This window comes from Pseudomonas sp. LBUM1644 (assembly GCF_059716195.1).
In genome coordinates, this window is the sequence record NZ_CP166812.1 from 4,912,469 (window position 1) to 4,938,925 (window position 26,457).

Below are 26,457 nucleotides of genomic sequence, written 5' to 3' on the forward strand. Positions count from 1 at the left end.
CCTGGTTGTTGTTGTTATTAAAGCGGGTAATTCGCGCGCCATCAGGACAGCGCTATCTTTTTCAGCGGCACTCATACGGCTTGTTTCAGGCCATGGGCCAGCCACCAGATGTGCGCCTGCTTCGCCAATTGGTCGACGCTGTGGTTCGACGCGTCCAGAGCCAGGGTCAAGGGCTCGCCAACCGGTGATTCAAGGGTTGCGAACTGGCTGTCGATCAATGTCGACGGCATGAAGTGGCCCGGCCGATGGGAGACACGATCGGCGGCGACTTCAGGCGTGAGTTCAAGGAATACGAAGCCCAGGCCTGGCAAGGCACTGCGCAGGCGTTCGCGGTAAATGTGTTTGAGGGCCGAGCAGGTCAACACCGGGCGCTGGCCCGTGGCGTCGACGCGGCGCAGTTCATCGCACAAGCTGTCGAGCCAGCCGGCACGGTCGTCGTCGTCCAGGGGGATACCCGCGCTCATCTTTTCGATATTGGCGGCAGGGTGGAAAGTATCGCCTTCAATGGCCGTTGCGCCGCTGAGCTCGCACAGGGCTTCGCTGACGCATGTCTTGCCGCAACCGGCAACACCCATGATGACCAGGGCGGTGATGGGATGATTCATGTAACACCTCAGCGCGCAGACAGCGCTACCTTTGCCAGTTATGACACTAGATCAAAAGCAGAAGTTGCCGACGCCTTCTTGTCATTTTTGTGGGTTGCAGCATGTTCGTTCCCAACGCCGAAAAGCGAGGTTCAGGCAAAACTCGCTTACGCATTTGCAGCTGCTTCGGGACAGCGCTACCTTAGTGCCTTGAATTTTGTTTGGCAAGCCGCCCGATGACCGCCCCTAAAAACGATAAAAATACTCGCACCACTGGCCGTCCCACCCTCAATGAAGTCGCCCGACTGGCCGGCGTCAGCCCGATCACCGCCTCCCGCGCCTTGCGTGGCGTCAGCACGGTGGCCACCGAACTGGCGGAAAAAGTCCAGAAAGCAGCACTTGAACTCAACTACGTGGTCAACCCCGCCGCCCGCGCTTTGGCCTCGGCGCAGAGCCATTCGGTGGTGGTGCTGGTGCCGTCGCTGTCCAACTTGCTGTTCATCGATACGCTGGAAGCCATTCATCAGGTGTTGCGCCCCAAGGGCTTCGAAGTGCTGATCGGCAACTTCCATTACTCACGCGATGAAGAAGAAAACCTGCTGCGCAATTACATGGCGTATCAGCCGCGCGGCTTGCTGCTGACCGGGTTTGACCGTACAGAAAGCTCACGGCGGATGATCGAGGCGAGCAACATTCCGTGCGTGTACATGATGGAGCTGGACAGTGCGGCGGGTGTGAATTGCGTGGGCTTTTCGCAACTGGCTGCCGGTGAAACAGCCGCGGAGCATTTGCTGTCGCGCGGTCGCAAGCGCCTGGCCTACATTGGCGCGCAACTGGATCAACGCACGTTGCTGCGTGGCGAAGGTTTCCGCAAAGCCCTGCAAAAGGCCGGTTTGTATGACCCGGGCCTGGAAGTGCTGACGCCTCGTGCCTCCTCCGTCGGGTTGGGCGGAGAGCTGTTCCTGCAACTGATCGCCAGTCATCCCGATGTCGATGCGATCTTCTTTGGCAACGACGACCTGGCGCAGGGCGCATTGCTTGAGGCAATGCGCTGCGGGATCAAGATCCCCGAACAAGTGGCGATCCTCGGTTTCAACGACCTGCCGGCCTCGTCGCACATGGTGCCGCGCCTGAGCAGTATCAGCACCCCGCGCGAGGCCATTGGCCGTCGTTCGGCGGAACTGATGCTGACCTTGCTGGCCGGCAACACCGTGGCGAAACCGGTGCAGGACATGGGGTTTGAGCTGAAGGTGCGCGAAAGCAGCTGACGTCCTCGCATCTAATCGCGTGCGTTTAGTCTTGTGGGTCGAGGTTATCCAGCACCCGATTAACCTGAGGTGGCGCAGGACTCGCGAAATGCGCTCTCTGTAGCAGCTGGCGGAGCCTGCGTTCGGCTGCGCAGCAGTCGTAAAACCTGTGCGTATGGTCTTCCTGAATCACCGCGTCGGCTGATTTCACGACTGCTGCGCAGCCGAACGCAGGCTTCGCCAGCTGCTATGTATGGACTCGCCCCCACTGTCTACCCGCTTTTGAAAAACCGTCGCCCCGTTGCATCTATGTATCAGGCCTATTCGTGGAAGCCGTCGTCGGCTTCTGGCCAAAATTGGAAAAGCTCGTGGTATGCCGATTACAGTCAGGCCTCGAAGGCCAGTAGCAGCTTAGGCATCAATCCACGCCGGTCTTACCTGGGGTCAATTTTTTTCAGCAAGGGTCGGACAGTTAGTACCTCGGTGGCAGAACTCTGTTGCTCAGTGGCTCATCGTCGCTTGCTGGCCATCACCAGCGTGGCGACGATAAGTCTGGTCATTCTGTAAAAGCACCCAGACGATTCGCAGGTTGCGGTTGGCTAGCCTGATCGCAGCCTCCTTACGGCCCAGCCGGCTCATCCAGCGCAACAAACGGAGGTCATCGGGTTGCTGGGAGTCAGGTCGTAGTTGTTGCAGCACCGCATGGGCTCCCTGGATCATCAGGCTGCGTAAATAAACATCACCTCGCTTGGTCATGTCCCCCAGCCGGACCGTATCCCCGCTGCTGTGCTGGTCAGGCACCATGCCAAAGTACGCGGCAAACTTGCGGGCATTGGGAAATCGCTCAGGCTTGGTTTCCTTGGCCACCAGTGCCGTGGCCGTGACTGGGCCGATGCCGCGCACAGTCATCAGTCGCTTCGCCGTCATGTCGGCGTTGGCAGCCACTTCCAGGCGTCCCGTCAGCACGCTGATGCGCTCGCCCAAATGGCGCCACTCGGCCAACAATTCGTCGATCAGTTCACGCAGCAGGCCCGGCACTGGCTGGGTAGCATCTTCCAGTATCCGCGGAGTTTTCTGGCTGATCGCAACATCGCCCTGCGACAAGGCCACGCCGTGCTCAAGCAGCAGGCCGCGCATCTGATTACTGACTGCCGTGCGCCGACGCACATAGCCCTGACGGGCGCGATGCAGCGCCTGCATTGCCAGCGCTGCAACGCTTTTGACCGGTACTGCGCAGATTTTTTCATCGCGACCAGCCCGCAGAATTGCCAGCGCATCGTTGCGATCATTTTTAGGTCCGCTGCGATGTGTGGCCACCAAACCGGCTGGAAGAATCCGCGCCAGATTGCCTTGGTTTTGCAGCTGCCGGGCCCAGGCTTGAGCACCCGGACCGGTCTCCATCAAAACCACGACATGAGGCGCCAACTGTTGGAGAAATTCATAAAACGCCTCGCGAGACTTGATCCGCTGCTCGTAGCGCACTTGGCCGAGGACATCTTCGCCGGCGACCTGAAAGACCTGCTTGGCCAGATCGACCGCTAAGGTTGTGCAGGCCGACAAATCGGAAGAAGACAGGGATTGATCAATCGAACTATGATTTTTCATGGACTCGCCCTCGCTGTCGTTGGCTGTTTAGACTGCCACCGTGGCGCATTGACGCCTCGGCTTGGGCGAGTCCATCCAATTACATATTGCGGAATGGTGGATATGCCGATATCGAGCAAAAGGTGCGCGAAAGCACCTGACGCTCTCGCACCCCCTGTAGGAGCTGCCGAAGGCTGCGATCTTTTGATCTTGCTTTTAAGGTCAAGATCAAAAGATCGCAGCCTCCGGCAGCTCCTACAGGGGCGCGGTGTGTTTAGTCCTGTGGATCGAGGTTATCCAGCACCCGGTTCACCGCCAGTTCCGCCAGCATGATGATCTGTGCAATTGCCAGTGCGGTATTGCGGTGGGGATTTTCCAGAAAGGTTGCAAAGTCATTGGTCATGACACTCGCCGAGGCCAGCGATTCGCAGGCGTGCGCCAGCAGTGTTTCGTTATTGATGTCGGGAGCGATGAAGAACATTGGGCTGGGTTTACGAGGGGGGGTTGGGGTTGGTTTGAGCATGGCGTTGCTCCTAGAGTCATGGAGCTGCCACGATTCGCTGCTAGGCGAAAGTAAGGTGGCAGCTGTGCGCGGGCTAGCAGACCGGGACTCTAGAACCGGTAGACCCGAAGGTCTTCCCACGCACAGCCGCCATAACGTGAACGGATCACGAACGGTGGACGCTCTGCATCTAAAGTACGCAGGCTGCTAGACCCGATCGCTGAATTGGCAGCGACACGGGACGATAGAACCCGGTGACCAGACGCACAAGCCGGCGGATTCTGGCGTAGTTGTAGGCAATGGCGCAAGAAACTGTAGCCTTTGGAAATCTGCTGAAACCGCTTTCCTTCGGCCCCTTCCTACAATGCAGTACGGTTCCGCTTATCCGTATTTCGAAACACCTTTTACCCTCCCTCTCATACGACTCGAGTGCAGAATCCGCAATCTCCATTCCCGGCGGATTCTCACATGCGCAAGATCATCATCCTGGCCTCCCTGCTTGCGTTCTCGCTAGGACAGACAATTCATGTGCAGGCTTCAGAGCCGGACGACTGGATTGATTTTTTAAGCGATCCTCGTTTCATGCCGGCGATCAAAAGCTGTCTCGCCGCTCACCCGAATAATCAAGGGCCAGCCGTGGTGATGAGCGTTTGGCATGCAAGCGTCGAAGAAGCTGGCGTCATGACCACAGATCTCACCGGCCGAAAAAATGTATGTTTTGCCAGAAAGGACACGGGCGTTGAAAGCCGATCCAGGACGGTGTTCGATCTGCCCGGTCCACTGTTTGTTTCGGTGGATCAAGTCAGGGTTGCGCCCAAGGGTGAGTGCATTGAACCCACCCCGGTATTCATCGACCAACAGCTTCAGGGTTGGATACTCAGGCAACCCTTCCTCAATCAGCACATTCCCAGTGCTTGCTCTACACCAATCTGGACCGACCTGTTACCGCCCGGTTAAGCACGCCCCGTCAACTCGATAAACGCCACTTCGTGGGTTTTCAACTAATCTTGAGGGTATTCTCATCCCGCTGATCGCCTAGTGTGGCCGGCATTCTGTTAGATTCCTGAAGCGTCAAATCGCTAACGGAGTAGCTCAATGGAACATGCACTGAAGATCCTGGGTAAAGCCTCTTCCATCAATGTCCGAAAAGTCCTTTGGACGTGCGAGGAGCTGGGCGTTTCCTACGAACGTGAAGACTGGGGCAGCGGTTACGCGTCGACCCACACGCCGGAGTTCCTCAGGCTCAACCCCAACGCGCAAGTGCCGGTGCTCATCGACGAGGCCGGCGTGCTGTGGGAATCCAACACCATCTGCCGCTATCTGGCCGGTAAACACCAAGACACCAATCTGCTGCCGCACGATCCTGCAGCGCGCGCCCGGGTCGAGCAGTGGATGGACTGGCAAGCCACCGAACTCAATCCGTCATGGAGCTACGCCTTCACGGCGCTGGTGCGCAAAGACCCGGAATTCCAGGACGCGCACCGGATTGCCGTCGGCGTACGAGGCTGGAACCAGAAGATGGCGATCCTTGAGCATCAGCTCGCGGTCACTAAAGCCTATGTTGCCGGGCCGCATTTCACGCTGGCTGACATTGTCATCGGGCTGTCGGTCAACCGTTGGCTGATGACGCCTATGGAGCGCCCCGACTTCCCGGCCATCGACGAATATTTCCAACGGTTGGCCCAACGTCCGGGATTCCTTAAGCACGGCTGCAATGGCCTGGCTTGAGCGGCTTGCACGTTACTGAGACAGGCGCCGAGATTTACAAACATTGATATCCGATAGCAGGCTAAGCTCTTCCATCAATAAAAAATGGATCTGCATATGTCTGCTCACAGTCCCTCCGTCGCCGAACCGGACGGCATAGACCCCGTTCGCGCCGCACAGATTTCCGCCCGTATCGACCGACTCCCCGCCGTCTCCACGATCTGGCGACTGGTGGCGCTGCTCTCTATCGGTGGTTTTTTTGAGCTCTATGACCTGTTCCAGACCGCCTACATCAGTCCGGGACTGATTCGCGACGGCATCTTCGCCACCGGCAGCCAGGGTGTTTTCGGTTTCTCCGATCAGGCGGCATTCGCCTCGGCGACGTTTCTCGGGTTGTTTCTCGGCGCCAGCCTTCTGAGCCCGATGGCCGACCGTTTCGGCCGACGCGCAATCTTCACCTTCGCGCTGATTTGGTACACGCTCGCGACTGTCGCAATGGGGGTCCAGAGTTCGGCGTTGGGCATTATCTGCATGCGCTTTCTGGTGGGCATCGGGTTGGGCATTGAATTGGTGACCATCGACGCGTACCTCTCGGAACTGGTGCCCAAGCGTATGCGCAGTTCGGCGTTTGCCTTCGCTTTTTTTGTGCAGTTTTTGTCGGTGCCGGCAGTGGCGTTGATGTCGTGGTGGCTGGTGCCGCAAGCGCCGTTCGGTGTGTCCGGCTGGCGTTGGGTGGTGTTGGCGAGTGCGGTGTTCGCGTTGTTCATCTGGTGGCTGCGCAAGCGCCTGCCGGAGTCGCCGCGTTGGCTGGCCCAGCATGGGCGGTTCGACGAGGCCAGCAAGATTCTTGAAGGCATTGAAGCGCGCTGCGTGAAGGATCAAGGCAAGCCACTGGATGAGCCGGAGCCGGCAGCGGTGGATATTCAGGGCACCGGGCGTTTCGCTGATATCTGGCAGCCGCCGTACCGTCGTCGGGCGTTGATGCTGATCGTGTTTCACGTGTTCCAGGCCATCGGTTTCTTCGGCTTTGGCAACTGGCTGCCGGCACTGCTTTCCGGCCAGGGCGTGAGCGTGACGCACAGCCTGATGTACGCGTTCATCATCACCCTCGCCTACCCGTTGGGGCCGCTGTTGTTCGTGAAGTTCGCCAACCGCTTCGAGAACAAGTGGCAGATCGTCGGCTCGGCACTGGGCGCCATGACGTTCGGCACGCTGTTCGCCTTGCAGACCAGCGCCTTCGGCCTGATCTTCTGCGGGGTGATGATCACCTTTTGCAACGCGTGGCTGAGCTTCAGTTATCACTCCTACCAAAGCGAATTGTTCCCCACCAATATCCGCGCCCGGGCAGTCGGGTTCTGTTATTCCTTCAGCCGGTTGTCGACGGTGTTCAGCAGTCTGCTGATCGGGATTTTCCTCGAACACTTTGGCACGCCCGGGGTGTTGGCGTTCATTGTCAGCAGCATGTTGATCGTAATGCTGACCATCGGCTGGTTCGGCCCGCGCACCCGCAACCTGGCGCTGGAAAACATCGCCCATCGCTGAAGCGGCGGCGGTTCGCGACTGCCGCCAAACGGCAAGGGTTTACCGCCGACTCCATTGAACTGACGTCAAACCCCCTGAAACAGGGGGTTTGGACGACGGCACGCTAATTGCTCCAGCCGCTGTACCCGCAAACACCTACAAGGTCTACTCAACATGTTGGTCAGTGCCAAACAAACGTTAGTGACTCCACTTCCCAAGCGCCCCGGTGACGAACCGACCGCAGACGCCGCCAGTGGCCTCCAAGCCAATCTCGTGCAGAACCTGCAAAACACGCTTCAGGGGCAAACCGTGAAAAGCGATGGGCGCATTGAGGCACTCATTGCTAAACAGGCCACGCAACAGGTCAGTGCCGCCAGCAAAATCAGTGACAACGTGGATGAAGCGTTCGCCAAAACCCGCGTGACGCTACAAGCGACCGATGCCTCGAGTACGTCAAAGTCCAGCGATAGTTCGGCCATGACCGAGTTCAAGGACTACATGAGCAAATCGCCGGAGCAACGCTTGCACGACAGCATTCTGCAAGAGATGGGGCTGACGGAAGAGGAGGTGAATGCAATGCCGCCGGAACAACAACTGGCCGTCGGCAAAGAGATCGCCCAGCGTATGGAAGACAAGTTGAAGCTGGCGAAGACCGAGAATCAAGACAGCAGCAGTGACAGTGAAAAAGGCAGCAGCCAGGTGGTCGACAAGTTCCTGGCCTCGCTCTAATCGAACTGAAACAACACGCTCTGCTTGTGTAGGAGCTGCCGCAGGCTGCGATCTTTTGATCTTAAAAAATCGAGATCGAAAGATCGCAGCCTGCGGCAGCGCCTACAGTAAATCAGTCAGTTCAACTGCAACGACGAGCTGAACTGGCTGATCGCGTCCACCACGTGCCGCGAGCCCTGCTGGATTTCCAGGATGACCTCGCCCGCCTCGTTTGCCAGCTCCACGCCAAGACCGGTTCGACTCAAGCTCGACTGCATGCTCGACACGGCACTCAGCGACAAGTCATGGTTTTTGCGCACCACTTCAACGATCTCCAGCGTCGCCTGGCTGGTGCGTGCCGCGAGGCTGCGGACTTCATCCGCCACCACCGCAAAACCGCGCCCATGCTCCCCTGCCCTGGCCGCTTCTATCGCTGCGTTGAGCGCCAGCAAGTTGGTTTGATCGGCAATGCCACGAATGGTCTGAACGATGGTGCCGATGATGTCGGACTGTTTGCTGACCGCGTCGATACTCAGCGCCGCTTCGTTCAAATCTTTCGAAATGTCCTGGATGATTTGCACTGTTTGCTGCACCACCTGCGAACCTTTCTGCGCACAGGCGTCATTCTGCACCGAAGTGCTGTGGGCCGATTCCGCGGCGGTTTGCAGCGTGGTCACCTGGTTCGTAATGTCGCTGGCGAACTTGACCACTTTGTACAGCCGGCCTTTGGCGTCGAACAATGGGTTGTAGGAAGCTTCCAGAAATACCGTATGGCCGTACTTATCTTTGCGCTCGAAACGGTGCGAGTGGTATTCACCACGATTGAGTGACGCCCAAAAGGCTTTGTAAGCCTGTGAATCGGCTTCGGCTCGATGGCAAAACAGGCTGTGGTGTTGGCCAACCACTTCGTTGAGCGAGTAGTGCATGGTTTTCAGGAAGTTTTCGTTGGCCGTCATCACCTTGCCTTCCGGAGTGAATTCGATCACGGCCATGGAGCGACCGATGGCGGCGAGCAGGCTTTCGTTTTCGTGCTCTTTATTGACTCTGGCGGTGATGTCCGACGCAACCTTGATGATGCTTTTGACCAAGCGATCAGCGCCTAATACCGGCATGTAACTGGCTTCGAGCCAGACTTCTTTGCCACTCTTGTTCAACCGCAGGAACGTACCGCTGACCGGTTCGCCACGCGCCAGGTCACGCCACAACTTCGCATACTCCTCACTGCGATAAAACGCTTCTTCACAGAAGACACGGTGATGTTTGCCACGCACTTCTTCGGCGCTGTAACCCATGACGTTGCAAAAATTTTCATTGGCCTCGAGCACGATGCCTTCGGGTGTGAACTCAATCATCGCCATCGAGCGGCTGACAGCGGCCAACTTCGCATTGGCCTCGGTCAACGCACAGTTGAATCGTTCGATTTCCAGCAGGTCAGCCTTGTGATGTAGGTTAAACATGGTCGTATCACCCTAAGCGCGTTCTTCTGATTGATGAAAGTTCTTCGGTCTTTCAACGTATCCACCACGACGTTCCACGGAACAGGCACACGCATACCTCCACTGGAGGCATTGTCAGGTGATAACTGATGTTCAATCGGAGAGTCCATTGAGAGACGCTCTTATCAAGACATCCTTCTCTTGATAGCCCGGAGCCGGGCCAGCCCTAACGTTGTGATAAGTAACGTCCATTTAACTAACATCTCCCTGTCGTAAAGCACGGTGCCTTGGGTTGCGCACTCTCGCCCTGTCGTCTGCACAAGCGGCCGACACAGTTAGTTACGAAGGAGCATAGACAGCCGTCTTGGCTAAGCAAGGCCCGGTGTAAGTCTTTAGACCATCGCGGGCAGCCTCGCTCCTACGGATTAGCGCAATCCTTGTAGGAGCGAGGCTTGCCCGCGAAGGCCGTTTTCCTGACACCGCTGAATTACAGACTTGCACTCACTTTGCTAGCCACCTCCCCCGGCACCCAACCTTTCCAGATTTGCGGCTGATCCCGCAAAAACGTCTCCGCCACCTGACGCGGTTTTTCGCGCTTTTCGCTCATCTGCGCCAGCGTCTGGTTCAGCAGATCGATCGGAAAATCAACTTTCTCGAAGAACGCCACCAGATCCGGATATTGCGTCTTGAACGGTGCGGAAACACCGATGGCCAAACTGGCTGGCATCGAGCGGGTTCCCTTGGGATTCGGATTGTTGGCATCGGCCAGGGTCTTCCAGGCCTCGGAGTCGAATGGCGGTTCTTCGAGCTTCACCAGTTTGAAACGACCCAACAACGGTGTCGGTGACCAGTAGTAAAACAGCACCGGTTTGCCACGACGGATCGATGAAGCGACTTCAGCATCCAGCGCCGCCCCGGAGCCTGTGCGGAAGTTGACGAAACTGGCGGTCAGGTCATAGGCCTTGAGTTTCTGGCTGTTGACGATCTCCGAAGTCCAGCCGGTCGGGCTGTTGAGAAAGCGTCCGCGGCTTGGGTCTTCGGGGTCGCGAAACACGTCCTTGTAGCGCGCCAGGTCAGCGACGGACTTCAACTCCGGTGCCAGGGGTTTTATCCCGCGCTCCGGGTCGCCCTTGATCACGTATTCCGGCACCCACCAGCCTTCGGTGGCGCCTTTGACCGTGTCGCCCAAGCCAAACACTTTGCCTTCCGAGGCCGCTTTGACCCAGGCCGGACTGCGCCCGGCCCACTCTTCACCGATCACTTGAATGTCGTTCTTGGCCAGCGCCGCTTCGAGGCTGACGGTGCTGCCCGGCAGTGTGTCGGTCGGGTAGCCGTAACCCTTCTCGACGATCAACCGCAGGATCTCGGTGATCAGGCTGCCGCTCTCCCACGTGATGTCGCCGAAGTGAATGGGCGCGTTCTTTTCCGCCGCGGGAGCGTGGCTTGCCACGAGGCTCAGGGCCAGCAGCAAACTGCCGAGCAGGTGTTTGATTGATTTCATGCGGACCTCTGGTGCAAGGGTTCATTGGCGCTGTGCTGGGCGCACAACGCCTGGGAGCGGGTCATGTAGACGCTGACCGAACGCTGGGAAATGCCCAGCTCGGCGGCGATTTGCGGGTACGTCAGGCCGTCGATTCGCGACAACAGGAAGGTTGCCCGGACTTTTCCCGGCAACCGCTGCAGCGTGAGGTCGAGGCCATGCAAGGCCTGGGTCAGTTGCAGCAAAACCTCTGGCGAGGTCACAGGCCGCTGATCAATGTGTTGCAGTTGGTCCAGGTGTTGACGTTCCAGATCGCGGTGACGCCAGAGTCGATAGATCAGCCGGCGAGCGATGGTGATGAGCAAGGCGCGAGGCTCGCGGATCGGGGTCAATCCTGGTGATTCGAGCAACTGCACGAAGGTCTCGGCGGCAATGTCTTCGACGCCGGAATTGGCCCCCAGGAACTGACGCAAGCGAGCGCACAGCCAGGGGTAATGCGCACGGAACAATCCGCCCACGTCATTGCGATGGGATAAATCGGTGCCGGACATAGAGGCTCCAAGGGTTAGGGGTCGCTGAATGTCCGGAGGTCCGGTGAGGCGAATCCTAGCAAGGAGACTTATGCTTTAATAATACTTAAAATGCATTTTTATATTATATAAAAGAATAAGCGGTCAACCATTTTCAGCGCTCATTTAATCGCCAAGATCGCAGCCTTCGGCAGCTCCTACAGGATCAATATCGGGTTGCACTAACCCCTGTAGGAGCTGCCGTAGGCTGCGATCTTTTCCAATACCTAACGCAACCGCCCGAACCCCAACGCCTCAGCTTCCTGCTGATAATCGAGAATGACCTGATAGTCGCTCTCGCTGGCCGGCAGCACCTCGCGCAAACCCAGGATTTCCACGACGTCTGGCAACGCCCTCAACGCCTCGTTCATCACCTGCCGCAGCGCCTCGACCTGTTCATCGCTGGCAGTCGCAACGGTGATGTAAGGCAAGGTCGGGCCGAATGCACTGCGCGTCACCACACGCAATCCCGACACTTCCTCTTCGGCGTGCCGCGCGAGGTATGCAAAGGTCACGCTGTCGATGGCCGCGAGGTCGGCCTTGTCTTCACGCAGCCAGCGCAGGCTTTCGCGGTGGCTGCCACTGACACCGACACGGGCGAAGAACTGCCCGTCGTGATGCAACGGCGCCAATCGTTGGCGCAGCAGGTTCATGCCGCTGTTGGAGTCTTCACCGTTGATCACCCCACGACTGCCGCGAAACGCGGGCAAGGTCCGGCGCGGATCATCGGCGCGACTCAGCAGCAGGCTGCAATGATTGCCGCCGCAGCTGTCCGGCAGTTCATAGCGAGGCCGACCGACCACCCGGACCTGGCCGCGCAAGGCGGTCATCAACGGATAGCCGCAGGTTTGGGTCAGCAGCAAATCCGGGGACAGCCACAGGTCCATCAGCGAGAGGCTTTCGGCGTTGCGACGAATGATGCCCAATTGCTCGAGGATTCGCGTCAGCCAACGCTCGTTGGCCTGACGAATCGGTTCGGGGGCGATGTACATCAGTAATTCAGCGATGTGTTGAGTCATCGAAATATCCCAAACAACAGTGCTCGCTCCTACAAGGGCTAGCGTTGATCATAAAAAATCAGTGAAACGGATGCCTTGGGCTGTCGATCGCCCGCACCCCATGTTCGCGCCACAACTGACCATAACCCTGCACCAGAAACCCGCCGCTGCGTGTCAGCCACTGCTCACGGCGCGCGTGATAGGCGCGGGGCAAGTCGAACCAGGGCAGGCCTGGCAAGTCGTGATGCACCAGGTGCAGATTGAGGTTCAGGAACAACCAGCGCCATGGCCAGGCGGCTTCATTGAGCACGGTGCGTTGCTCCGGTTGCGCATGCGGCCGGTGTTCATAGTAGGAGCGAATCATGGCAATCGACAGCGCCGGCACGCTGATCAGCAACAGGTAATGCCAGACCGGCAACACGCTGTAGCGGGCGATGAAAGTCAGCATCAACACCGTCAGCGCACCATGGCTCAACCACATCAGCCAGGCCTGTCGATCGCCCGATTTCAGACGCCGCAGCTCTTCCCGAGCCAGCCCCAGCAAGGCCAGAGGCGCACCGAGAAAAAAGCGCCCAAGCACGGTTTTGTTCAGCCAGTGCAGGCTTTGTTCGAACAGCGAACTGCCCTGCCACTGTTCGGCGCTCAGGTAACGGCTTTCCGGGTCGATTCCGGGGAGGGTCAGGTCTTCGTCGCGGTGATGCAGCAAATGGCTGTCGCGATAGAGGGTGTAGGGATACCAGACGGCGAACGGTGCGTAGCCGAGGATTTTGTTCAGCCATTGCCAGCGAGTGGGGTGCCCGTGCAGCAATTCGTGCTGCACCGACAACCAGAGCACCACCAGCGGAATCAACAGCAAGGTACTCCACGCGCTGCCCAATCGATCACTGTTCAGCACGATGCTGAACCAGCCGACATACACGCCGACCAGCAGCAACCAGGTCGGCCATTCGGTTCGCGCGGTCAGGCGCCGACGCAGGGTTTCGATTTCTTCTCGGTGGGTATTATCGAAGTAATAGGGCATGGCGTTGCTCAGATCGGGGACCAATCCCCTTCTGTGCAATGGCCGCGGGAAATCTTGCAGATTATTTTTCTATTTCAAACTCCCCCTGTAGGAGCTGCCGCAGGCTGCGATCTTTTGACCTTGTGTTTCAGCGATCCCGAAAAAATCAAGATCAAAAGATCGCAGCCTTCGGCAGCTCCTACAGGGGTATCAGGCTCAATGGCCGAACACATCCACCTTCTTGGCCTTCTTGTCTGCGCGTTTTTCATCGGCGGTTTTTGCCGGTTTTTTCTTTGCTGCTTTCTTTGAATCCATGCCTTTGGCCATGATACGTACTCCACTCATACGGGATGTGAGATCAGGTATACACCTATCCCCACGCGCGCGTTCTTTTATAATCGCCCGCTTTGCACACCGACAGCCCACGACCATGCCCGACCCCCAATACACCTTGCTCGCCGAGCCCTTGTGGCCGTTGATGAACAAGTTTTATCGCGCCCACCAGTCATCGATGAAAGCGGTCCGCGACGCTCAACTGTGGGTCGCACGCCGCGACGAAATAATTGCTGCGTTGTGTTTGCGACCGGTCTCTGGCGGACATTGGTTGACCGGTTTGTTCGTCGATCCGGCCTGCCGCGAACAAGGGGTTGCGGCGGCGTTGATTACCGAAGCGGTAAAAGGTCTCGACCACCCGGTCTGGTTGTTTTGCCATCCGGACTTGCGTGGCTTTTATGAACGCCGAGGGTTTTCCTTCGACCCGCCAATGCCGTGCGCCATGGTCGAACGCCTGACCCGTTATGCGCGCAGCAAACCGATGATCGCCATGGGCTTAGAACCGTTGGTGAGGTCGTCCGTCGATAATGTGTGATCGGCCGCTGATTGCTGCGTGCTAGCCTCGGGATCGACTTCGACTTCTCAGGAATGCTTCATGAAACCTGCTCTTCTGGCTTTGACGCTTACCGCTCTGCTGGCCCCTGCCATGAGTCAGGCCGACGAAACCCTATCGGTGTCCGCCGAGCAATACGCAAAGGTGCTCAAAGGCCCTTGGCGAGCTCCGGAGAACGTCGCGCGCGACGGCTACCGTCATCCGCAGCAGACGCTGCAATTCTTTGGTTTGGGGCCGAAGCAGACCGTTGTTGAAATCACCCCGGGCAACGGCTGGTACAGCGAATTGCTAGCGCCGCTGCTCAAGGAGCATGGGCAGTATGTGGCCGCGGTCCAGGCGCCGACGGTGAGTGATTACGCGCGCAAGAACGAGGAAAAGCTCAAGGCCAAATTCGCTGCGGATCCCACGCAATACGCCAAGGCCCAGGTGCAGGAGTTCGACCCCAAGAACCCGGTGTTCGGCAAACCTGGCTCGGCGGACACCGTGCTGACCTTTCGCAATGTGCACAATTGGGTACTGGCGGACACCTCACCGCGGATGTTCGAGGCGTTCTTCAAGGTACTGAAACCGGGCGGTGTGCTCGGTGTGGTCGATCACCGGGCCAAGGATGGGGCGTCGCTGGAGGACATCAAACACAGCGGCTACCTGACCACCGAGTACGTGGTGAAGCTGGCGACGGATGCAGGGTTCAAGCTTGAGAGTCAGAGCGAGATCAATGCCAATCCGAAGGACACCAAGGACTACCCGGAAGGCGTCTGGACCTTGCCGCCGGCGTTGACGTTGGGGGACAAGGATCGCGCAAAGTATGTGGCGATTGGCGAGTCTGACCGGATGACGTTGCGGTTCGTTAAACCGGGGAAATAAAGTCAGGATCAAAAGATCGCAGCCTTCGGCAACTCCTGTAGGAGCTGCCGAAGGCTGCGATCTTTTAACGATTTCAATCGTCGGCGTTGGGATCAAGATCCGGAAACATGACTTCGGTGAAGCCGAATTTGCTGAAGTCGGTAATCCGCGACGGATACAACCGGCCGATCAGGTGATCGCATTCGTGCTGCACCACCCGCGCATGAAACCCCGAGGCGATGCGCACGATCGGATTGCCCTTGGGATCGAAACCTTCATAGCGAATCTGCTGATAACGATCCACTGCGCCGCGCAGGCCGGGCACCGACAGGCAACCTTCGAATCCCTCTTCCCGCGTCGGGCTCAGCGGTGTAATCAGCGGATTGATCAGAATGGTCTGCGGCACCGCTTCAGCATCCGGATAGCGCTCGCTGTGCTCGAAACCGAAGATCACCAGTTGCAGGTCGACACCGATCTGCGGCGCGGCAAGGCCAACCCCGCCGACGCTTTCCATGGTCTGGAACATGTCGTCGATCAGTTGCCACAACTCGGGGCTGTCGAACATTTCGGCGGGCACCGGCGGCGCGATACGCAGCAGGCGTTCATCGCCCATTTTAAGAATTTCACGGATCATTTTATGACTTCATCAGTGGTCGGCTTGATCGAGTGGTCCCGACCCAGTCCCGAAACGTGGTGTTTGGGTTCGTGGTCGAGTTCGCCCGGGACTTTTTCACCATCATTCTTGCCCTCGGTCGACATGTGTTCGATCACCGCGTTCATCTCGGCGCCGAGCAATAGCACCGCGGCGGAAATATAGAAGTACAGCAACAGCACGATGATCGCGCCGATACTGCCATACATGGCGTTGTAGTTGGCGAACTCCTTGACGTACAGGCCGAAGCCCACGGAAGCGAGGATCCACACCACCACCGCCAGCACTGAGCCTGGGGTGATAAAGCGAAACTCCTGTTTGACGTCGGGCATGACGTAATAGATCAGCGCCACGGCCACCATCAGCAGAATCACGACCACTGGCCAGCGCACGATGGTCCAGAGGGTCACGATGAAATCTTCCATGCCAACTTGCGCGGCGATCCAGCCCATGACCTGAGGCCCGAGCACCATCAGCGCGGCGGCAACCAACAGCATGCCGGCGATGCCGACCGTGTAGATAATCGACAGCGGAAATCGCTTCCACGCGGGCCGGCCTTCGACCACGTCATAGGCGGCGTTCATCGCGCTCATCATCAACCGCACACCGGCTGACGCAGTCCACAGCGCAATCACGATACCAATCGACAGCAAACCACCCTTGGATTGCTGGAGTTGGTCGATGACCGGGTTCACCTGCTCCAGCGCCTGGGGCGGCAGGACAAGTTCCGACTGCAGGCGCAGCCAGGAGAAGAAGTCCGGCAAGTGCAGGAAACCGATAAGGGCGATCAGGAACAGAATGAAGGGGAATAGCGAGAACAGCATCTGGTAGGCCAGCGCCGAAGCATAGGTCGACATCTCGTCGTCGACGAACTCGGTAACCGTGCGCACCATGACACGGTGCAGGCGCAAGCCTTTCATGTGAGGGAAAAACATTAGAGCGTCTCCTTTCGCCGCAAAATGGGTTGAAATCGTGGCGACTCAGGGGCCGTTTCCTACATCAAAGTAGCCTACTTGGCGACTTTGAAACAATTTCCGTGCGCAAGTTCAGGCTGACACAAAAACGGCCATCCGTGGATGGCCGTTTCTTGTGCTCACTGCAGGCCGGATCACGCCTTGTCGACGCCTTTCTTGATCGCGTCCTTGGCTTTGCCGACCGCTTGCTGGGCTTCGCCTTTCTTTTCCTGCACTTTGCCTTCGGCTTGCAGTTTGGTGTTGTCAGTCGCCTTGCCAACGCCTTGCTTGACGTTGCCGACAGCTTCGTTGGCCATGCCTTTTACTTTATCGCCAGTGCTGCTCATGGTGTGTCTCCTGTGAACAAATCAATGAGAAAAGTCGTTACACAAGGATTGACCGGAGGCGTTTGCAGGGAGTTTCATTTATTTTCAGCAGGACATTTCATCGATACGGGCAGGTTGGGCTTTATGTTTGCCGAGCAACCCCCGAGAATGCGCAACGTATTCAGGCCATGGCGCTGAAGATCCAATCCCGTAGGAATGTTATGAAACTCGATAAAAAGCAGGCCATTGCCCGCAGAAACCAGGAACTCGGCGGTGCTGTGCTTGGCGTCAACAACTGCCACTTCACCGAATTGAACCGCAACCGCAACATCTGGTGGTTCGATATCCCGGTGGCACGTCTGGCCGTTGGTCAGTACGAGTGGATTCACTTGCTGATGCACACCCCCGACACCGACGAGCTGCTGCACCTGAAAGTGCCGACGGTGTTCCTGCGCGAGAAGCTCGAAGGGTTGGTGGTGCGCAACGAAGGCAAGCGTAAAGCTGCTTTGAGCCTGGAGTTGAGTGCCGACAAGGACTCCTACCTGCAGGACATGCGGCCGGCGGGCACCAACGTCAATTTCGCGCAGTTCCGACTTTAAAAGCAAAAGATCGCAGCCTTCGGCAGCTCCTACAGGGATCGCATTCCAATGTAGGAGCTGCCGAAGGCTGCGATCTTTTGATCTTCAACAAAAAGCCCCGCATCTGCGGGGCTTTTTGTGGGTCAGGCGCCGACTTTCTTGGCGGCTAACTTCTTCAGCTCTTCATCCCGCAGCTCGCGGCGCAGGATCTTGCCGACGTTGGTAGTCGGCAGCGCATCGCGGAATTCCACCGAGCGCGGCACCTTGTAGCCGGTGACGTTGGCACGCATGTGCTCCATCACCTGCTCCTTGGTCAGGGTCACGCCCGGCTTGGCGACGATGAAGATCTTGATCGCTTCGCCCGACTTCTCGTCCGGTATACCGATGGCAGCACATTGCAGCACACCCGGCAGGGTCGCGAGCACGTCTTCGAGTTCGTTCGGGTACACGTTGAAACCGGACACCAGGATCATGTCTTTCTTGCGATCAACGATGCGCATGTAGCCATCCGCCTGGATCAGCGCGATGTCACCGGTCTTCAACCAGCCTTCGCTGTCGAGGATTTCATCAGTGGCTTCCTGACGCTGCCAGTAACCCTTCATGACCTGCGGACCTTTCACGCACAACTCGCCGATGGCACCCAATGGTTGTTCCACGCCGGCATCGTCGATGACTTTGCACTGGGTCGACGGCACCGGGATACCGATAGTGCCGATCTGGATGTTCTGGATCGGATTCACGGTGGCCACCGGGCTGGTTTCGGTCATGCCGTAACCTTCGCAGATGGCGCAACCGGTGACCGCTTTCCAGCGCTCGGCCGCGGCCAGTTGCAGGGCCATGCCACCGGACAGGGTGACCTTCAGTGCCGAGAAATCCAGCTTGCGGAAGCCTTCGTTATTGCACAGAGCGACAAACAGCGTGTTCAGGCCGACGAAGCCGCTGAACTTCCACTTCGACAGTTCCTTGACCATCGCCGGCAAGTCACGCGGGTTGCTGATCAGGATGTTGTGGTTGCCGATCAGCATCATCGCCATGCAATGAAAGGTGAACGCATAAATGTGGTACAGCGGCAGCGGCGTGATCAGGATCTCGCAGCCTTCGTGAAGATTGGACCCCATCAGCGCCTTGCATTGCAGCATGTTGGCCACGAGGTTGCGGTGGGTCAGCATTGCGCCCTTGGCTACGCCGGTGGTGCCGCCGGTGTATTGCAACACCGCAACGTCGCTGCTGGCCGGGTTGGCTTCAGCCACTGGCTGGCCGTGACCTTTGCTCAACACGTCGTTGAACTTGATGGCTTTGGGCAAGTGATACGCCGGGACCATCTTCTTCACGTACTTGATGACGCTGTTGACCAGCAGGCGCTTGAGCGGTGGCAGCAGGTCGGCCACTTCGGTGACGATGACGTGCTTGACGCCGGTTTTCGGCACGACGGTCTGGGCCAGATGAGCCATGTTGGCCAGGCAGACCAGGGCTTTGGCACCGGAGTCGTTGAATTGGTGTTCCATTTCCCGCGCGGTGTACAGCGGGTTGGTGTTGACCACGATCAGCCCGGCGCGGATAGCACCGAAGACGGCGACCGGGTACTGCAACACGTTGGGCAGTTGCACGGCGATTCGATCGCCCGGCTGCAAGTCGGTATGCTGTTGCAGGTAAGCGGCGAAAGCACCCGACAATTCATACAGTTCACCGTAGGTGAGTGTCTTGCCCAGGTTGCTGAATGCCGGCTTGTCGGCGAAGCGTTGGCAGGACTGCTTCAACACTGCCTGAATATTCGGATACTCGTCTGGATTGATGTCGGCAGCAATCCCAGCTGGGTACTTATCCTTCCAAAAGTCTTCGATCATGGAAGCCCACTCCTCAGCAACGCGAATTCAATACCGCATTTGATGCGATTATTATTGGTGTTTGTTTAATAGGTGAGTCTGGCTTTTTTACGTAGGCCGAGAAGTCACAAAGCGCGCCGAGAGTAGCAGCTTTGCTATGGGTCGACTAGGGCCAAAAGCGGCCTCTACGGTCACTTTTGTGACTCAAGAATGGCAGACGGTCATTTTAGAGTAAAAAATCTATACCTCCTTGAAAGCCCCGTAAATTGGGGACTCAAAGCAAAAGATCGCAGCCTTCGGCAGCTCCTACATGGATTGCGATCCCCTGTAGGAGCTGCCGAAGGCTGCGATCTTTTGGGACCGCCCCGGTCTACGACCGGTTACGCAATATCCCGCAACTCCCGCCGCAAGATCTTGCCCACCGGTGTCATCGGCAACGACTCACGCAACACAATGTGCTTGGGTACTTTGTAGGCCGTGAAGTTCTCCTTGCAGTACGCCTTCAGTTCTTCAAGGCTGACCCCCGATTCACGGGCCACCACGAACAACTTCACCGCTTCCCCCGAACGCTCGTCCGGCACGCCGATCACTGCGCAGTTGGCGACTTTCGGGTGAGCCATCACCACGTCTTCGATCTCGTTCGGGTACACGTTGAAACCCGACACAATGATCATGTCCTTCTTGCGGTCGACGATGCGCACAAAACCGTCCGGGTCGATCACCGCGATGTCGCCGGACTTGAACCAGCCCTCGGCATCCAGCACTTCGGCAGTGGCTTCGGGTTTCTGCCAGTAGCCCTTCATGATCTGCGGGCCCTTGATGCACAGTTCGCCGCGCTCGCCCAACGGTTGCTCGACGCCTTCGTCATTGATGACCTTCAGCGCAGTACCCGGCACCGGCAGGCCGACCGTACCGAGTCGCGACTGGTCGCCGTACGGGTTGGTGCAGGCCACCGGCGAGGTTTCGGTCAGGCCGTAGCCTTCGGTGATACGGCACCCGGTGAGCTGTTCCCAGCGTTCGGCGGTGGCCTTGACCAGCGCAGTGCCGCCAGAGTTGGTGAGTTTGAGGCTGGAGAAATCCAGGGTCTTGAAGTCCGGATGGTCCATCAGCGCGACGAACAGCGTATTGAGCCCCAGCAGTGCCGAGAACCGCCAGTTCTTCAATTCCTTGATGAAGCCACCGATGTCCCGCGGATTGGTGATCAGTACGTTGTGGTTGCCCGAGACCATCATGCACATGCAATTCGCGGTGAACGCATAGATATGGTACAGCGGCAGCGGCGCGATCATCACCTCCTGCCCTTCGCGCAGCAATGGCTGGCCGTCTTTGCCGAACTGCTCCAGGCACGCACGCACTTGCTGCATGTTGGCCACCAGGTTGCCGTGAGTCAGCATCGCCCCCTTGGCCAGGCCAGTCGTGCCGCCGGTGTATTGCAGCACCGCGATGTCGTCGAGGCCGACTTTCAGCGGCTTGATACCCAAGCCCCGGCCCTGACGCAACGCGCTCTTGAAGGAAATGGCCTGGGGCAAGTTATAGGCAGGGACCATTTTCTTGACCTTGCTCACCAGGGTATTGACCAGCCAACCCTTGGCGCTCGGCATCAGGTCGCCCATCCTGGCTTCGATCAGGTACTGAATGTCGGTGTCGGGAAGCACTTCCTGGACTTTGGCGCCGAACATGTTCAGGTACACCAGCGCCCGGGCACCGGAATCCTTGAACTGATGACGCATCTCCCGCGCGGTATACAGCGGATTGGTATTGACGACGATCAGCCCGGCGCGCAATGCGCCAAACACGGCAATCGGGTAATGCAGGACGTTGGGCATCTGCACCGCGATGCGATCCCCCGGCACCAGATCGGTGTGGGCTTGCAGGTAACCGGCGAACGCCAGGCTGTAGCGTTCCAGTTCGGCGTAGGTCAGGGTGACGCCCATGTTGCTGAAGGCCGGGCGATCAGCAAATTTCTTGCAGGAACGTTCGAACACCTCAATCACCGACTTGTAGGCCCCAACGTCGATATCCAGGGGCACGCCGGCCGGGCGTTTGTCATTCCAGAAATCAGGTTGCATTGTTCTTGTCCTCTTTACCTGAACCTATCCGGGGCCGCTTTCTGTCCTTCCTATAAAAACCAGGAGAGAAAAGCGGAGCTTCACGGACACTAGCAGCTATGGCGAATCAGGCAAATATGCCAATGGGCGTCATTGACCGTGTGAATCTTCCTGCCGTGGCGTGGCCTGATCAGACGCCAGCGACGGGATGCGCTATACAATGCAACCAGCCCGTGCCCATGCATGCAAAGGAATCGCCATGATCCACGACACTTTCTGGCTGACCGCGAGTGACCGCAGCCGCCTCTTCGTCAACCAGTGGCTGCCTGCTGGCCCGCTCAAGGCCGTCATCCTGCTGGCCCACGGCATGGCCGAACACAGCGGTCGCTACGCTCGCCTGGCAGAAAAACTCTGCAATCAGGGCTACGGCATTTATGCACCGGACCTGCGTGGACATGGCAAAACTGCCGAAAACGGGACACTGGGGCATTTCGCTGACGATGATGGCTGGTGCAAGGTGGTCGGCGACCTGGCGAGCCTGAATCAGCACATCGGCCAACAGCATCCCGGCATGCCGATCGTGCTATTGGGCCACAGCATGGGCAGCTACATTGCCCAGGCCTACCTGCTGCACCACAGCGCCAGCCTGCATGGGGCTGTGCTCAGCGGTTCGAACTTCCAACCCATCACGCTTTACCGTGCGGCGCGGCAAATCGCCCGTCTCGAAAAGCTGCGCCAGGGACCCAAGGGGCGCAGCGCGCTGATCGAATGGTTGTCGTTCGGCTCGTTCAACAACAAATTCAAGCCGGCACGCACCCGCTTCGACTGGCTTAGCCGTGATCCGGCGGAGGTCGACCTGTACGCCAACGACCCGCTCTGCGGCTTTCGCTGCACCAATCAGCTGTGGATCGATTTACTCGGCGGGTTGCAGCAAATCAGCAAAGCGTCCAATCTCGCCCAGATCGATCCGGGCCTGCCGCTGCTGGTGATCGGTGGCGAATGTGATCCGGTGAGCGAAGGCAAACGTCTTAAAGATCTGGCTGACGCACTGCGCGAGGCTGGCAGCCGCCATCTGCAACTGACGGTTTATCCACAGGCACGGCACGAACTGTTCAACGAGAGCAACCGTGATGAAGTGATTGCCGATGTGCTGAACTGGATCGCCCAGACGCTGAGCACTGGCCGACCACAAAGAACCGAATAGCTTTTGTACATTTTTTTATTCGTGACAGGAATCGAAACACATGACCCAGGTTACCAACACCCCTTACGAAGCCCTCGAAGTCGGCCAGACCGCCAGCTACAGCAAGACGGTCGAAGAACGTGACATTCAGTTGTTCGCCGCGATGTCCGGCGATCACAACCCGGTGCACCTGGATGCTGAATTCGCCGCCGGCACCATGTTCAAGGAGCGCATCGCGCACGGCATGTTCAGCGGCGCGCTGATCAGTGCGGCCGTGGCCTGCGAATTGCCTGGGCCGGGCACTATTTATATCGGCCAGCAGATGAGCTTCCAGAAGCCGGTGAAAATTGGCGACACACTGACCGTGCGTCTGGAGATTCTCGAGAAGCTGCCAAAGTTTCGTGTGCGCATTGCCACTCGTGTGTTCAACCAGCGCGATGAGTTGGTGGTGGATGGCGAGGCGGAGATCCTGGCGCCGCGCAAGCAGCAGACGGTGACATTGCCGACATTGCCCGCCATCAGCATTGGCTGATGGCATTAAAAGATCGCAGCCTGCGGCAGCTCCTACAGGTACCCCGTGTAGGCGCTGCCGCAGGCGGCGATCTTTTGATCTTAAGGGACCTCCCGCACCTGCACACTCGCCGTCATCCCCGAACTCAGATTGATCCCCTCCGGCACCTTGTCCAGTTTGATCCGCACCGGAATCCGCTGCGCCAGCCTCACCCAGTTAAACGTCGGTTCCACCTCCGCCAGCAATTGCCCATCCGGCGTGGTGTTGCGATCGGTAATCCCGCGGCTGATGCTTTCCACACGCCCGTCCAGCGCCTCTCCCGCACTCATCAGCCAGACCTTCACCGGGTCGCCAACACGAATCCGCGGCAACTTGGTCTCTTCGAAATACGCCTGCACATAGAACGTAGAATCGTCGATCAACGCCATCACCGCCTGCCCGGCATTCACATAATTGCCTTCTGCCAGACGCAGGTTGGTGATGTGGCCATTGCGGGGTGCATGCACCTGGCTGCGGGCCAGATTGAGTTCCGCGACCTTGGCTTCGGCCTGGGCTTCGCGCAGTTCGCCCCGGGCGATGCCGGCGTTGATCTGTGCGTTCTCCCGCAGCTCGGCACTGATCGCTTGCGGACCGAGGGCCGCGCGGCGACTGGCTTCACGCTCGCGCAGATTGAGTTGCTGCTGGCGGGTTTCCACCACGGCTTTAGCCTTCTCCAGCGCGGCTTCGAACCGACCGCGATCAATGCTCAACAGCAGGTCGCCAGCCTTCACTGATTGGTTATCGAACGCCTTGAGTTCACGCACCCAACCCGAGACGTCCGGGGCGATGACCACCACGTCGGCGCGAATCCGCGCGTCGCGGGTCCACGGCGTGAGCATGTAGTACTGCCACAAATGAAATCCGGCAAAGATCGCCACCGCGACCAGGCACAGGGTGACCGCGACACGTACGGGTGTACGCATGTTCAACTCCTTTATAAAGGTCCGAGGACGACGGTGACCAAGGTCAATATACAAACGTACAGGGCGCAATCGAATAGCGCTTCGTGCCAGATCCAGCGGCCCGCCGGCGTCAGGCGCAACAGCATGCGCAAGGCACCGGTCACCAGCAGCGCCAGCAACACATAAATCAGAAACGGACTGAGCAGCACGCCGCCCACCGACCATTCACGCAAGCCCATGGCTTTGCTCCTGTTGACGACACCAGGCACGCCAGCTGCTCTGCAACTGCAGCACGGCACCCTGGGCCAGTTTCACCGCATCGCTGGGTGGTAACGCGTACAAGGTTTTCAAGAATTCTTCGCTGGGTTGCTCCAGCGCATCGGCACTGCTGCCGGTCGGGCCTCGCTCAAGGACTTTTTCCAGTTGCTCAAGATAACGCCGTTGCGGCGTACTGACCGGTGCCTGCGCCACCGCCAGGCTCAAGCGCAAATGCAGCAATTCGTCGCCGATGTCCAAGCCGAGCAAGCCGTCATCCCAACGACTGCGCGCCGGTTCCGGCAGCTCCGGATAATGCCGCGCCAGTTGCAGCAAACGGTCGGCCATTCGCCCACCGAACCAGCTTTCGGCACCGCGCAGATTGCGCCGGGTCAGGCGCACCAGATCGTCGAGCGTCGCTGCCAGCAAACGGCGGCCATGCCACGCCGGGTTGCGCAGGATCAGCAAGTGGAACGCCAGCACCGCGGCGCCGACACCGATCAGCATGGCCTGGGCACTGTTGAAGAAATTGGCGACATCAAATTTCATGGTGTTGAGCGGTGAGACCAACACGATGAAGTGCAGACAGAATGAGGTCGCCGTGGCGCCGATCTGCGGCTTGGCCATGCCCAGCGCGCCGAAAAAAAGCGGCACCCCCATCCCCATGCAGAGCATTGCAAAACCGCTCCATTGCGGCAGCAGAATCTGTCCGACGATAAACGCCGAAGGAATCGCCAGCAGGATGCCGCGCAGGAAACTCATGCCGATTTGCGCACCGTTTTCGCGGCTGGCGAACAAGCTGCACACCACGCAGGTCAGCACCAGCGCCCCCGAGGCGGCGGGCCACGCCGTCGCCAGCCAGAAACACGAGACCACCAAAAAAGCCAAGGCACTGCGCGTTCCAAAGACCAGCGCCAATGACAGGTCGCGGTGCGGCGTCAGGGTTCGCGGCGGATCAACGGTTTCCTTGCCCTCCTCGACCGCTTGCAGCGCCACAATCGCTGCCATGGCAGTATCGAGCAGCAAGGTGAAGCGCGCCAGGCAGTAACTTTGTGCCGAGCTGATGTGCGGATCGTGAGAGGCATCAAGCAACCTCGGGCGCAAGGCTTGCAGCGTCGCCGCATCGGAACCGATGAGCGCCTGCTGAACCTCGGTCATCCATGGCAACAGTTGCTCGGCTTCCCGGGGCTCCAACTGCTTCCACTGGCGGCGCACCGCACGCGCGATGCGCAGCAACATCAGCAGCTTCTGGCTCAGCCCGCTGATGGCCCGCGCCCGTTGCCGACCGAGGCCGCCTTCGAACCAGGCATGCTCGCGCTGGGCATCCACGGCGACGATTCTGCCAAGAATTTCCAGCAAACCTCTGCGCGCCTGTCCATCGCCAGCCAGGGTCGCGCGGGCCGCATTCGTGCCACTTTGCCAGGCTGCTCGCGCTTGATCCGACAGTTGTCGCTCAGCCCGCATCGGCCACAGCAGTGCACTGGCGGCGGTCGCGCAAAGAATGCCCAGGCAGATTTCCGTACAGCGCGCCACGGCTTGGTCGAACACCGTCAGCGGATGACTGATGGCCGGCAACGCAATGATCGCCACCGTGTAACCCGCCAATACAAAAGAATAGGACCAGGCACTGCGCAGCAGGGTCGAACTGGCGGTACACAACCCGAGCCACAGCGCCAACGCCAGCAAAAACAGCCAGGGTGTCTGGGCGAACAAGCCCATGAACACCACCGACATGATCGTCCCGATCAGCGTACCCAGCAGCCGCGCCAAACCTTTCTGCACCACCATTCCGGACAACGGCTGAGCAACGATGAACGCTGTCATCAACGCCCAGGCCGGTTGCTCCAGACCCCAGCGCAACGCCAGCCACAGCGCCAGGCCGCCGCCAATCAACGTCTTGATCGCGAACTGAATGGCGCGGCGGTCAGGCGCGAATAAAGCCTGCAAAGTGATCGGCACGTAAAACACTCTTGAAGGAACGGTTTAACGATAGCGGGTTCGTTGGCAAACCGACAAAAGATCACGGTTCCTGTAGGAGCTGCCGCAGGCTGCGATCTTTTGATCTTGATTTTTGGCGGCCTTGAAGACGCCACAGATCAAAAGATCGCAGCCTGCGGCAGCT

Annotated in this window: 26 protein-coding genes and 1 pseudogene; 10 read left to right on the top strand and 17 right to left on the bottom strand. The window is 58.6% G+C overall.

Features of this window, described 5'->3' with window-relative positions; genetic code table 11:
* Positions 1–71: 71 nt before the first annotated feature.
* The gene (locus ACA052_RS22480) at positions 72–605 is read right to left on the bottom strand and encodes a gluconokinase (RefSeq protein ID WP_497646846.1); all 534 of its coding nucleotides are present in this window, start codon (positions 603–605) and stop codon (positions 72–74) included.
* 215 nt (positions 606–820) lie between these two features.
* On the opposite strand from ACA052_RS22480, the gene gntR reads away from it, so the two are divergent.
* Entirely contained in the window at positions 821–1,852 is a 1,032-nt protein-coding gene (gntR, locus tag ACA052_RS22485) for an HTH-type transcriptional regulator GntR (RefSeq protein WP_497646847.1), read from the top strand.
* A gap of 480 nt (positions 1,853–2,332) precedes the next feature.
* Here gntR and ACA052_RS22490 read toward each other — a convergent pair whose 3' ends face one another.
* Complete coding sequence (locus tag ACA052_RS22490) at positions 2,333–3,391, bottom strand: IS110 family RNA-guided transposase (protein WP_497650263.1); 1,059 nt, start codon at positions 3,389–3,391, stop codon at positions 2,333–2,335.
* A 298-nt stretch (positions 3,392–3,689) separates the two neighbouring features.
* On the bottom strand, positions 3,690–4,058 hold the full coding sequence (locus ACA052_RS22495; RefSeq protein WP_497646848.1) for a DUF6124 family protein: 369 nt from the start codon (positions 4,056–4,058) through the stop codon (positions 3,690–3,692).
* 327 nt (positions 4,059–4,385) lie between these two features.
* Between ACA052_RS22495 and ACA052_RS22500 the strand changes: the two genes are divergently transcribed.
* The 4 genes from ACA052_RS22500 (at position 4,386) to ACA052_RS22515 (ending at position 7,874) form a co-directional block, all read left to right on the top strand.
* Complete coding sequence (locus ACA052_RS22500; protein WP_497646849.1) at positions 4,386–4,874, top strand: hypothetical protein; 489 nt, start codon at positions 4,386–4,388, stop codon at positions 4,872–4,874.
* Positions 4,875–5,012: 138 nt separating this feature from the next.
* Positions 5,013–5,645, top strand: a complete 633-nt coding sequence (locus tag ACA052_RS22505) for a glutathione S-transferase family protein (protein WP_497646850.1) — start codon at positions 5,013–5,015, stop codon at positions 5,643–5,645.
* Positions 5,646–5,741: 96 nt separating this feature from the next.
* On the top strand, positions 5,742–7,166 hold the full coding sequence (locus ACA052_RS22510) for an MFS transporter (protein WP_497646851.1): 1,425 nt from the start codon (positions 5,742–5,744) through the stop codon (positions 7,164–7,166).
* 153 nt (positions 7,167–7,319) lie between these two features.
* Entirely contained in the window at positions 7,320–7,874 is a 555-nt protein-coding gene (locus ACA052_RS22515) for a hypothetical protein (RefSeq protein WP_497646852.1), read from the top strand.
* Between the two features lie 116 nt (positions 7,875–7,990).
* Here the strand turns inward: ACA052_RS22515 and ACA052_RS22520 are convergent, their stop codons facing one another.
* The 6 genes and pseudogenes from ACA052_RS22520 to ACA052_RS22545 form a co-directional block, all read right to left on the bottom strand.
* Positions 7,991–8,530 carry a methyl-accepting chemotaxis protein gene (locus ACA052_RS22520; RefSeq protein ID WP_497650380.1) on the bottom strand — a complete coding sequence of 180 codons (540 nt, stop codon included), beginning with the start codon at positions 8,528–8,530 and terminating at the stop codon, positions 7,991–7,993.
* A gap of 3 nt (positions 8,531–8,533) precedes the next feature.
* A pseudogene (locus ACA052_RS22525) lies at positions 8,534–9,310 on the bottom strand (PAS domain-containing protein); the annotation flags it as partial.
* Between the two features lie 466 nt (positions 9,311–9,776).
* Entirely contained in the window at positions 9,777–10,790 is a 1,014-nt protein-coding gene (locus ACA052_RS22530; protein WP_497646853.1) for an ABC transporter substrate-binding protein, read from the bottom strand.
* The gene (locus ACA052_RS22535) at positions 10,787–11,320 is read right to left on the bottom strand and encodes a sigma-70 family RNA polymerase sigma factor (RefSeq protein WP_497646854.1); all 534 of its coding nucleotides are present in this window, start codon (positions 11,318–11,320) and stop codon (positions 10,787–10,789) included. Before ACA052_RS22535 ends, ACA052_RS22530 begins: the two co-directional genes overlap by 4 nt.
* A gap of 245 nt (positions 11,321–11,565) precedes the next feature.
* Entirely contained in the window at positions 11,566–12,357 is a 792-nt protein-coding gene (locus ACA052_RS22540) for a phosphate/phosphite/phosphonate ABC transporter substrate-binding protein (RefSeq protein ID WP_497646855.1), read from the bottom strand.
* A 58-nt stretch (positions 12,358–12,415) separates the two neighbouring features.
* A complete protein-coding gene (locus tag ACA052_RS22545) occupies positions 12,416–13,357 on the bottom strand; it encodes a fatty acid desaturase (protein WP_497646856.1) in 942 nt (313 codons plus the stop codon).
* A gap of 409 nt (positions 13,358–13,766) precedes the next feature.
* Between ACA052_RS22545 and ACA052_RS22550 the strand changes: the two genes are divergently transcribed.
* Positions 13,767–14,204 carry a GNAT family N-acetyltransferase gene (locus ACA052_RS22550; RefSeq protein ID WP_497646857.1) on the top strand — a complete coding sequence of 146 codons (438 nt, stop codon included), beginning with the start codon at positions 13,767–13,769 and terminating at the stop codon, positions 14,202–14,204.
* A 60-nt stretch (positions 14,205–14,264) separates the two neighbouring features.
* Positions 14,265–15,086, top strand: a complete 822-nt coding sequence (locus tag ACA052_RS22555; RefSeq protein ID WP_497646858.1) for a class I SAM-dependent methyltransferase — start codon at positions 14,265–14,267, stop codon at positions 15,084–15,086.
* A gap of 73 nt (positions 15,087–15,159) precedes the next feature.
* On the opposite strand, the gene def is transcribed toward ACA052_RS22555, so the two are convergent.
* From def to ACA052_RS22570, 3 genes are all read right to left on the bottom strand, one after another.
* On the bottom strand, positions 15,160–15,699 hold the full coding sequence (def, locus tag ACA052_RS22560; RefSeq protein WP_497646859.1) for a peptide deformylase: 540 nt from the start codon (positions 15,697–15,699) through the stop codon (positions 15,160–15,162).
* Positions 15,696–16,652 (bottom strand): YihY/virulence factor BrkB family protein, encoded by a 957-nt coding sequence (locus tag ACA052_RS22565; RefSeq protein WP_497646860.1) that lies wholly within the window; start codon positions 16,650–16,652, stop codon positions 15,696–15,698. Before ACA052_RS22565 ends, def begins: the two co-directional genes overlap by 4 nt.
* A 173-nt stretch (positions 16,653–16,825) precedes the next feature.
* A complete protein-coding gene (locus tag ACA052_RS22570) occupies positions 16,826–17,017 on the bottom strand; it encodes a CsbD family protein (RefSeq protein WP_003227408.1) in 192 nt (63 codons plus the stop codon).
* A 200-nt stretch (positions 17,018–17,217) separates the two neighbouring features.
* Here ACA052_RS22570 and ACA052_RS22575 point away from each other — a divergent pair, with 200 nt between their 5' ends.
* Complete coding sequence (locus ACA052_RS22575) at positions 17,218–17,595, top strand: hypothetical protein (protein WP_462004354.1); 378 nt, start codon at positions 17,218–17,220, stop codon at positions 17,593–17,595.
* Positions 17,596–17,717: 122 nt separating this feature from the next.
* Here ACA052_RS22575 and fadD1 read toward each other — a convergent pair whose 3' ends face one another.
* Positions 17,718–19,418: a long-chain-fatty-acid--CoA ligase FadD1 gene (gene fadD1, locus ACA052_RS22580; RefSeq protein WP_497646861.1), complete on the bottom strand. Its 1,701-nt coding sequence runs from the start codon at positions 19,416–19,418 to the stop codon at positions 17,718–17,720.
* 359 nt (positions 19,419–19,777) lie between these two features.
* Positions 19,778–21,466, bottom strand: a complete 1,689-nt coding sequence (fadD2, locus tag ACA052_RS22585) for a long-chain-fatty-acid--CoA ligase FadD2 (protein WP_497646862.1) — start codon at positions 21,464–21,466, stop codon at positions 19,778–19,780.
* 238 nt (positions 21,467–21,704) lie between these two features.
* Between fadD2 and ACA052_RS22590 the strand changes: the two genes are divergently transcribed.
* Positions 21,705–22,649 carry an alpha/beta hydrolase gene (locus tag ACA052_RS22590; RefSeq protein ID WP_497646863.1) on the top strand — a complete coding sequence of 315 codons (945 nt, stop codon included), beginning with the start codon at positions 21,705–21,707 and terminating at the stop codon, positions 22,647–22,649.
* A 40-nt stretch (positions 22,650–22,689) separates the two neighbouring features.
* Positions 22,690–23,160, top strand: coding sequence for a MaoC family dehydratase (locus tag ACA052_RS22595; RefSeq protein ID WP_008151121.1), 471 nt, complete (start codon positions 22,690–22,692; stop codon positions 23,158–23,160).
* Between the two features lie 80 nt (positions 23,161–23,240).
* On the opposite strand, the gene ACA052_RS22600 is transcribed toward ACA052_RS22595, so the two are convergent.
* Genes ACA052_RS22600 through ACA052_RS22610 form a run of 3 tightly spaced genes read right to left on the bottom strand, consistent with a single transcriptional unit; the run spans position 23,241 to position 26,294 of the window.
* On the bottom strand, positions 23,241–24,101 hold the full coding sequence (locus ACA052_RS22600; RefSeq protein ID WP_497646864.1) for an efflux RND transporter periplasmic adaptor subunit: 861 nt from the start codon (positions 24,099–24,101) through the stop codon (positions 23,241–23,243).
* An 11-nt stretch (positions 24,102–24,112) separates the two neighbouring features.
* On the bottom strand, positions 24,113–24,319 hold the full coding sequence (locus ACA052_RS22605) for a DUF1656 domain-containing protein (protein WP_497646865.1): 207 nt from the start codon (positions 24,317–24,319) through the stop codon (positions 24,113–24,115).
* Complete coding sequence (locus ACA052_RS22610) at positions 24,306–26,294, bottom strand: FUSC family protein (protein ID WP_497646866.1); 1,989 nt, start codon at positions 26,292–26,294, stop codon at positions 24,306–24,308. The genes ACA052_RS22605 and ACA052_RS22610 overlap by 14 nt, the downstream gene beginning before the upstream one ends.
* Positions 26,295–26,457 lie beyond the last annotated feature (163 nt).

What these genes read in the sequence shown, in the direction of transcription:
- ACA052_RS22555 (WP_497646858.1), top strand. Translation starts at nt 14,265, where the DNA reads ATGAAACCTGCTCTTCTGGCTTTGACGCTTACCGCTCTGCTGGCCCCT.
- ACA052_RS22545 (WP_497646856.1), bottom strand. Translation starts at nt 13,357, where the DNA reads ATGCCCTATTACTTCGATAATACCCACCGAGAAGAAATCGAAACCCTG.
- fadD1 (WP_497646861.1), bottom strand. Translation starts at nt 19,418, where the DNA reads ATGATCGAAGACTTTTGGAAGGATAAGTACCCAGCTGGGATTGCTGCC.
- def (WP_497646859.1), bottom strand. Translation starts at nt 15,699, where the DNA reads ATGATCCGTGAAATTCTTAAAATGGGCGATGAACGCCTGCTGCGTATC.
- ACA052_RS22505 (WP_497646850.1), top strand. Translation starts at nt 5,013, where the DNA reads ATGGAACATGCACTGAAGATCCTGGGTAAAGCCTCTTCCATCAATGTC.
- fadD2 (WP_497646862.1), bottom strand. Translation starts at nt 21,466, where the DNA reads ATGCAACCTGATTTCTGGAATGACAAACGCCCGGCCGGCGTGCCCCTG.
- ACA052_RS22530 (WP_497646853.1), bottom strand. Translation starts at nt 10,790, where the DNA reads ATGAAATCAATCAAACACCTGCTCGGCAGTTTGCTGCTGGCCCTGAGC.
- ACA052_RS22540 (WP_497646855.1), bottom strand. Translation starts at nt 12,357, where the DNA reads ATGACTCAACACATCGCTGAATTACTGATGTACATCGCCCCCGAACCG.
- ACA052_RS22515 (WP_497646852.1), top strand. Translation starts at nt 7,320, where the DNA reads ATGTTGGTCAGTGCCAAACAAACGTTAGTGACTCCACTTCCCAAGCGC.
- ACA052_RS22590 (WP_497646863.1), top strand. Translation starts at nt 21,705, where the DNA reads ATGATCCACGACACTTTCTGGCTGACCGCGAGTGACCGCAGCCGCCTC.
- ACA052_RS22570 (WP_003227408.1), bottom strand. Translation starts at nt 17,017, where the DNA reads ATGAGCAGCACTGGCGATAAAGTAAAAGGCATGGCCAACGAAGCTGTC.
- ACA052_RS22480 (WP_497646846.1), bottom strand. Translation starts at nt 605, where the DNA reads ATGAATCATCCCATCACCGCCCTGGTCATCATGGGTGTTGCCGGTTGC.
- ACA052_RS22565 (WP_497646860.1), bottom strand. Translation starts at nt 16,652, where the DNA reads ATGTTTTTCCCTCACATGAAAGGCTTGCGCCTGCACCGTGTCATGGTG.
- ACA052_RS22550 (WP_497646857.1), top strand. Translation starts at nt 13,767, where the DNA reads ATGCCCGACCCCCAATACACCTTGCTCGCCGAGCCCTTGTGGCCGTTG.
- gntR (WP_497646847.1), top strand. Translation starts at nt 821, where the DNA reads ATGACCGCCCCTAAAAACGATAAAAATACTCGCACCACTGGCCGTCCC.
- ACA052_RS22535 (WP_497646854.1), bottom strand. Translation starts at nt 11,320, where the DNA reads ATGTCCGGCACCGATTTATCCCATCGCAATGACGTGGGCGGATTGTTC.
- ACA052_RS22575 (WP_462004354.1), top strand. Translation starts at nt 17,218, where the DNA reads ATGAAACTCGATAAAAAGCAGGCCATTGCCCGCAGAAACCAGGAACTC.
- ACA052_RS22510 (WP_497646851.1), top strand. Translation starts at nt 5,742, where the DNA reads ATGTCTGCTCACAGTCCCTCCGTCGCCGAACCGGACGGCATAGACCCC.
- ACA052_RS22500 (WP_497646849.1), top strand. Translation starts at nt 4,386, where the DNA reads ATGCGCAAGATCATCATCCTGGCCTCCCTGCTTGCGTTCTCGCTAGGA.
- ACA052_RS22600 (WP_497646864.1), bottom strand. Translation starts at nt 24,101, where the DNA reads ATGCGTACACCCGTACGTGTCGCGGTCACCCTGTGCCTGGTCGCGGTG.
- ACA052_RS22605 (WP_497646865.1), bottom strand. Translation starts at nt 24,319, where the DNA reads ATGGGCTTGCGTGAATGGTCGGTGGGCGGCGTGCTGCTCAGTCCGTTT.
- ACA052_RS22595 (WP_008151121.1), top strand. Translation starts at nt 22,690, where the DNA reads ATGACCCAGGTTACCAACACCCCTTACGAAGCCCTCGAAGTCGGCCAG.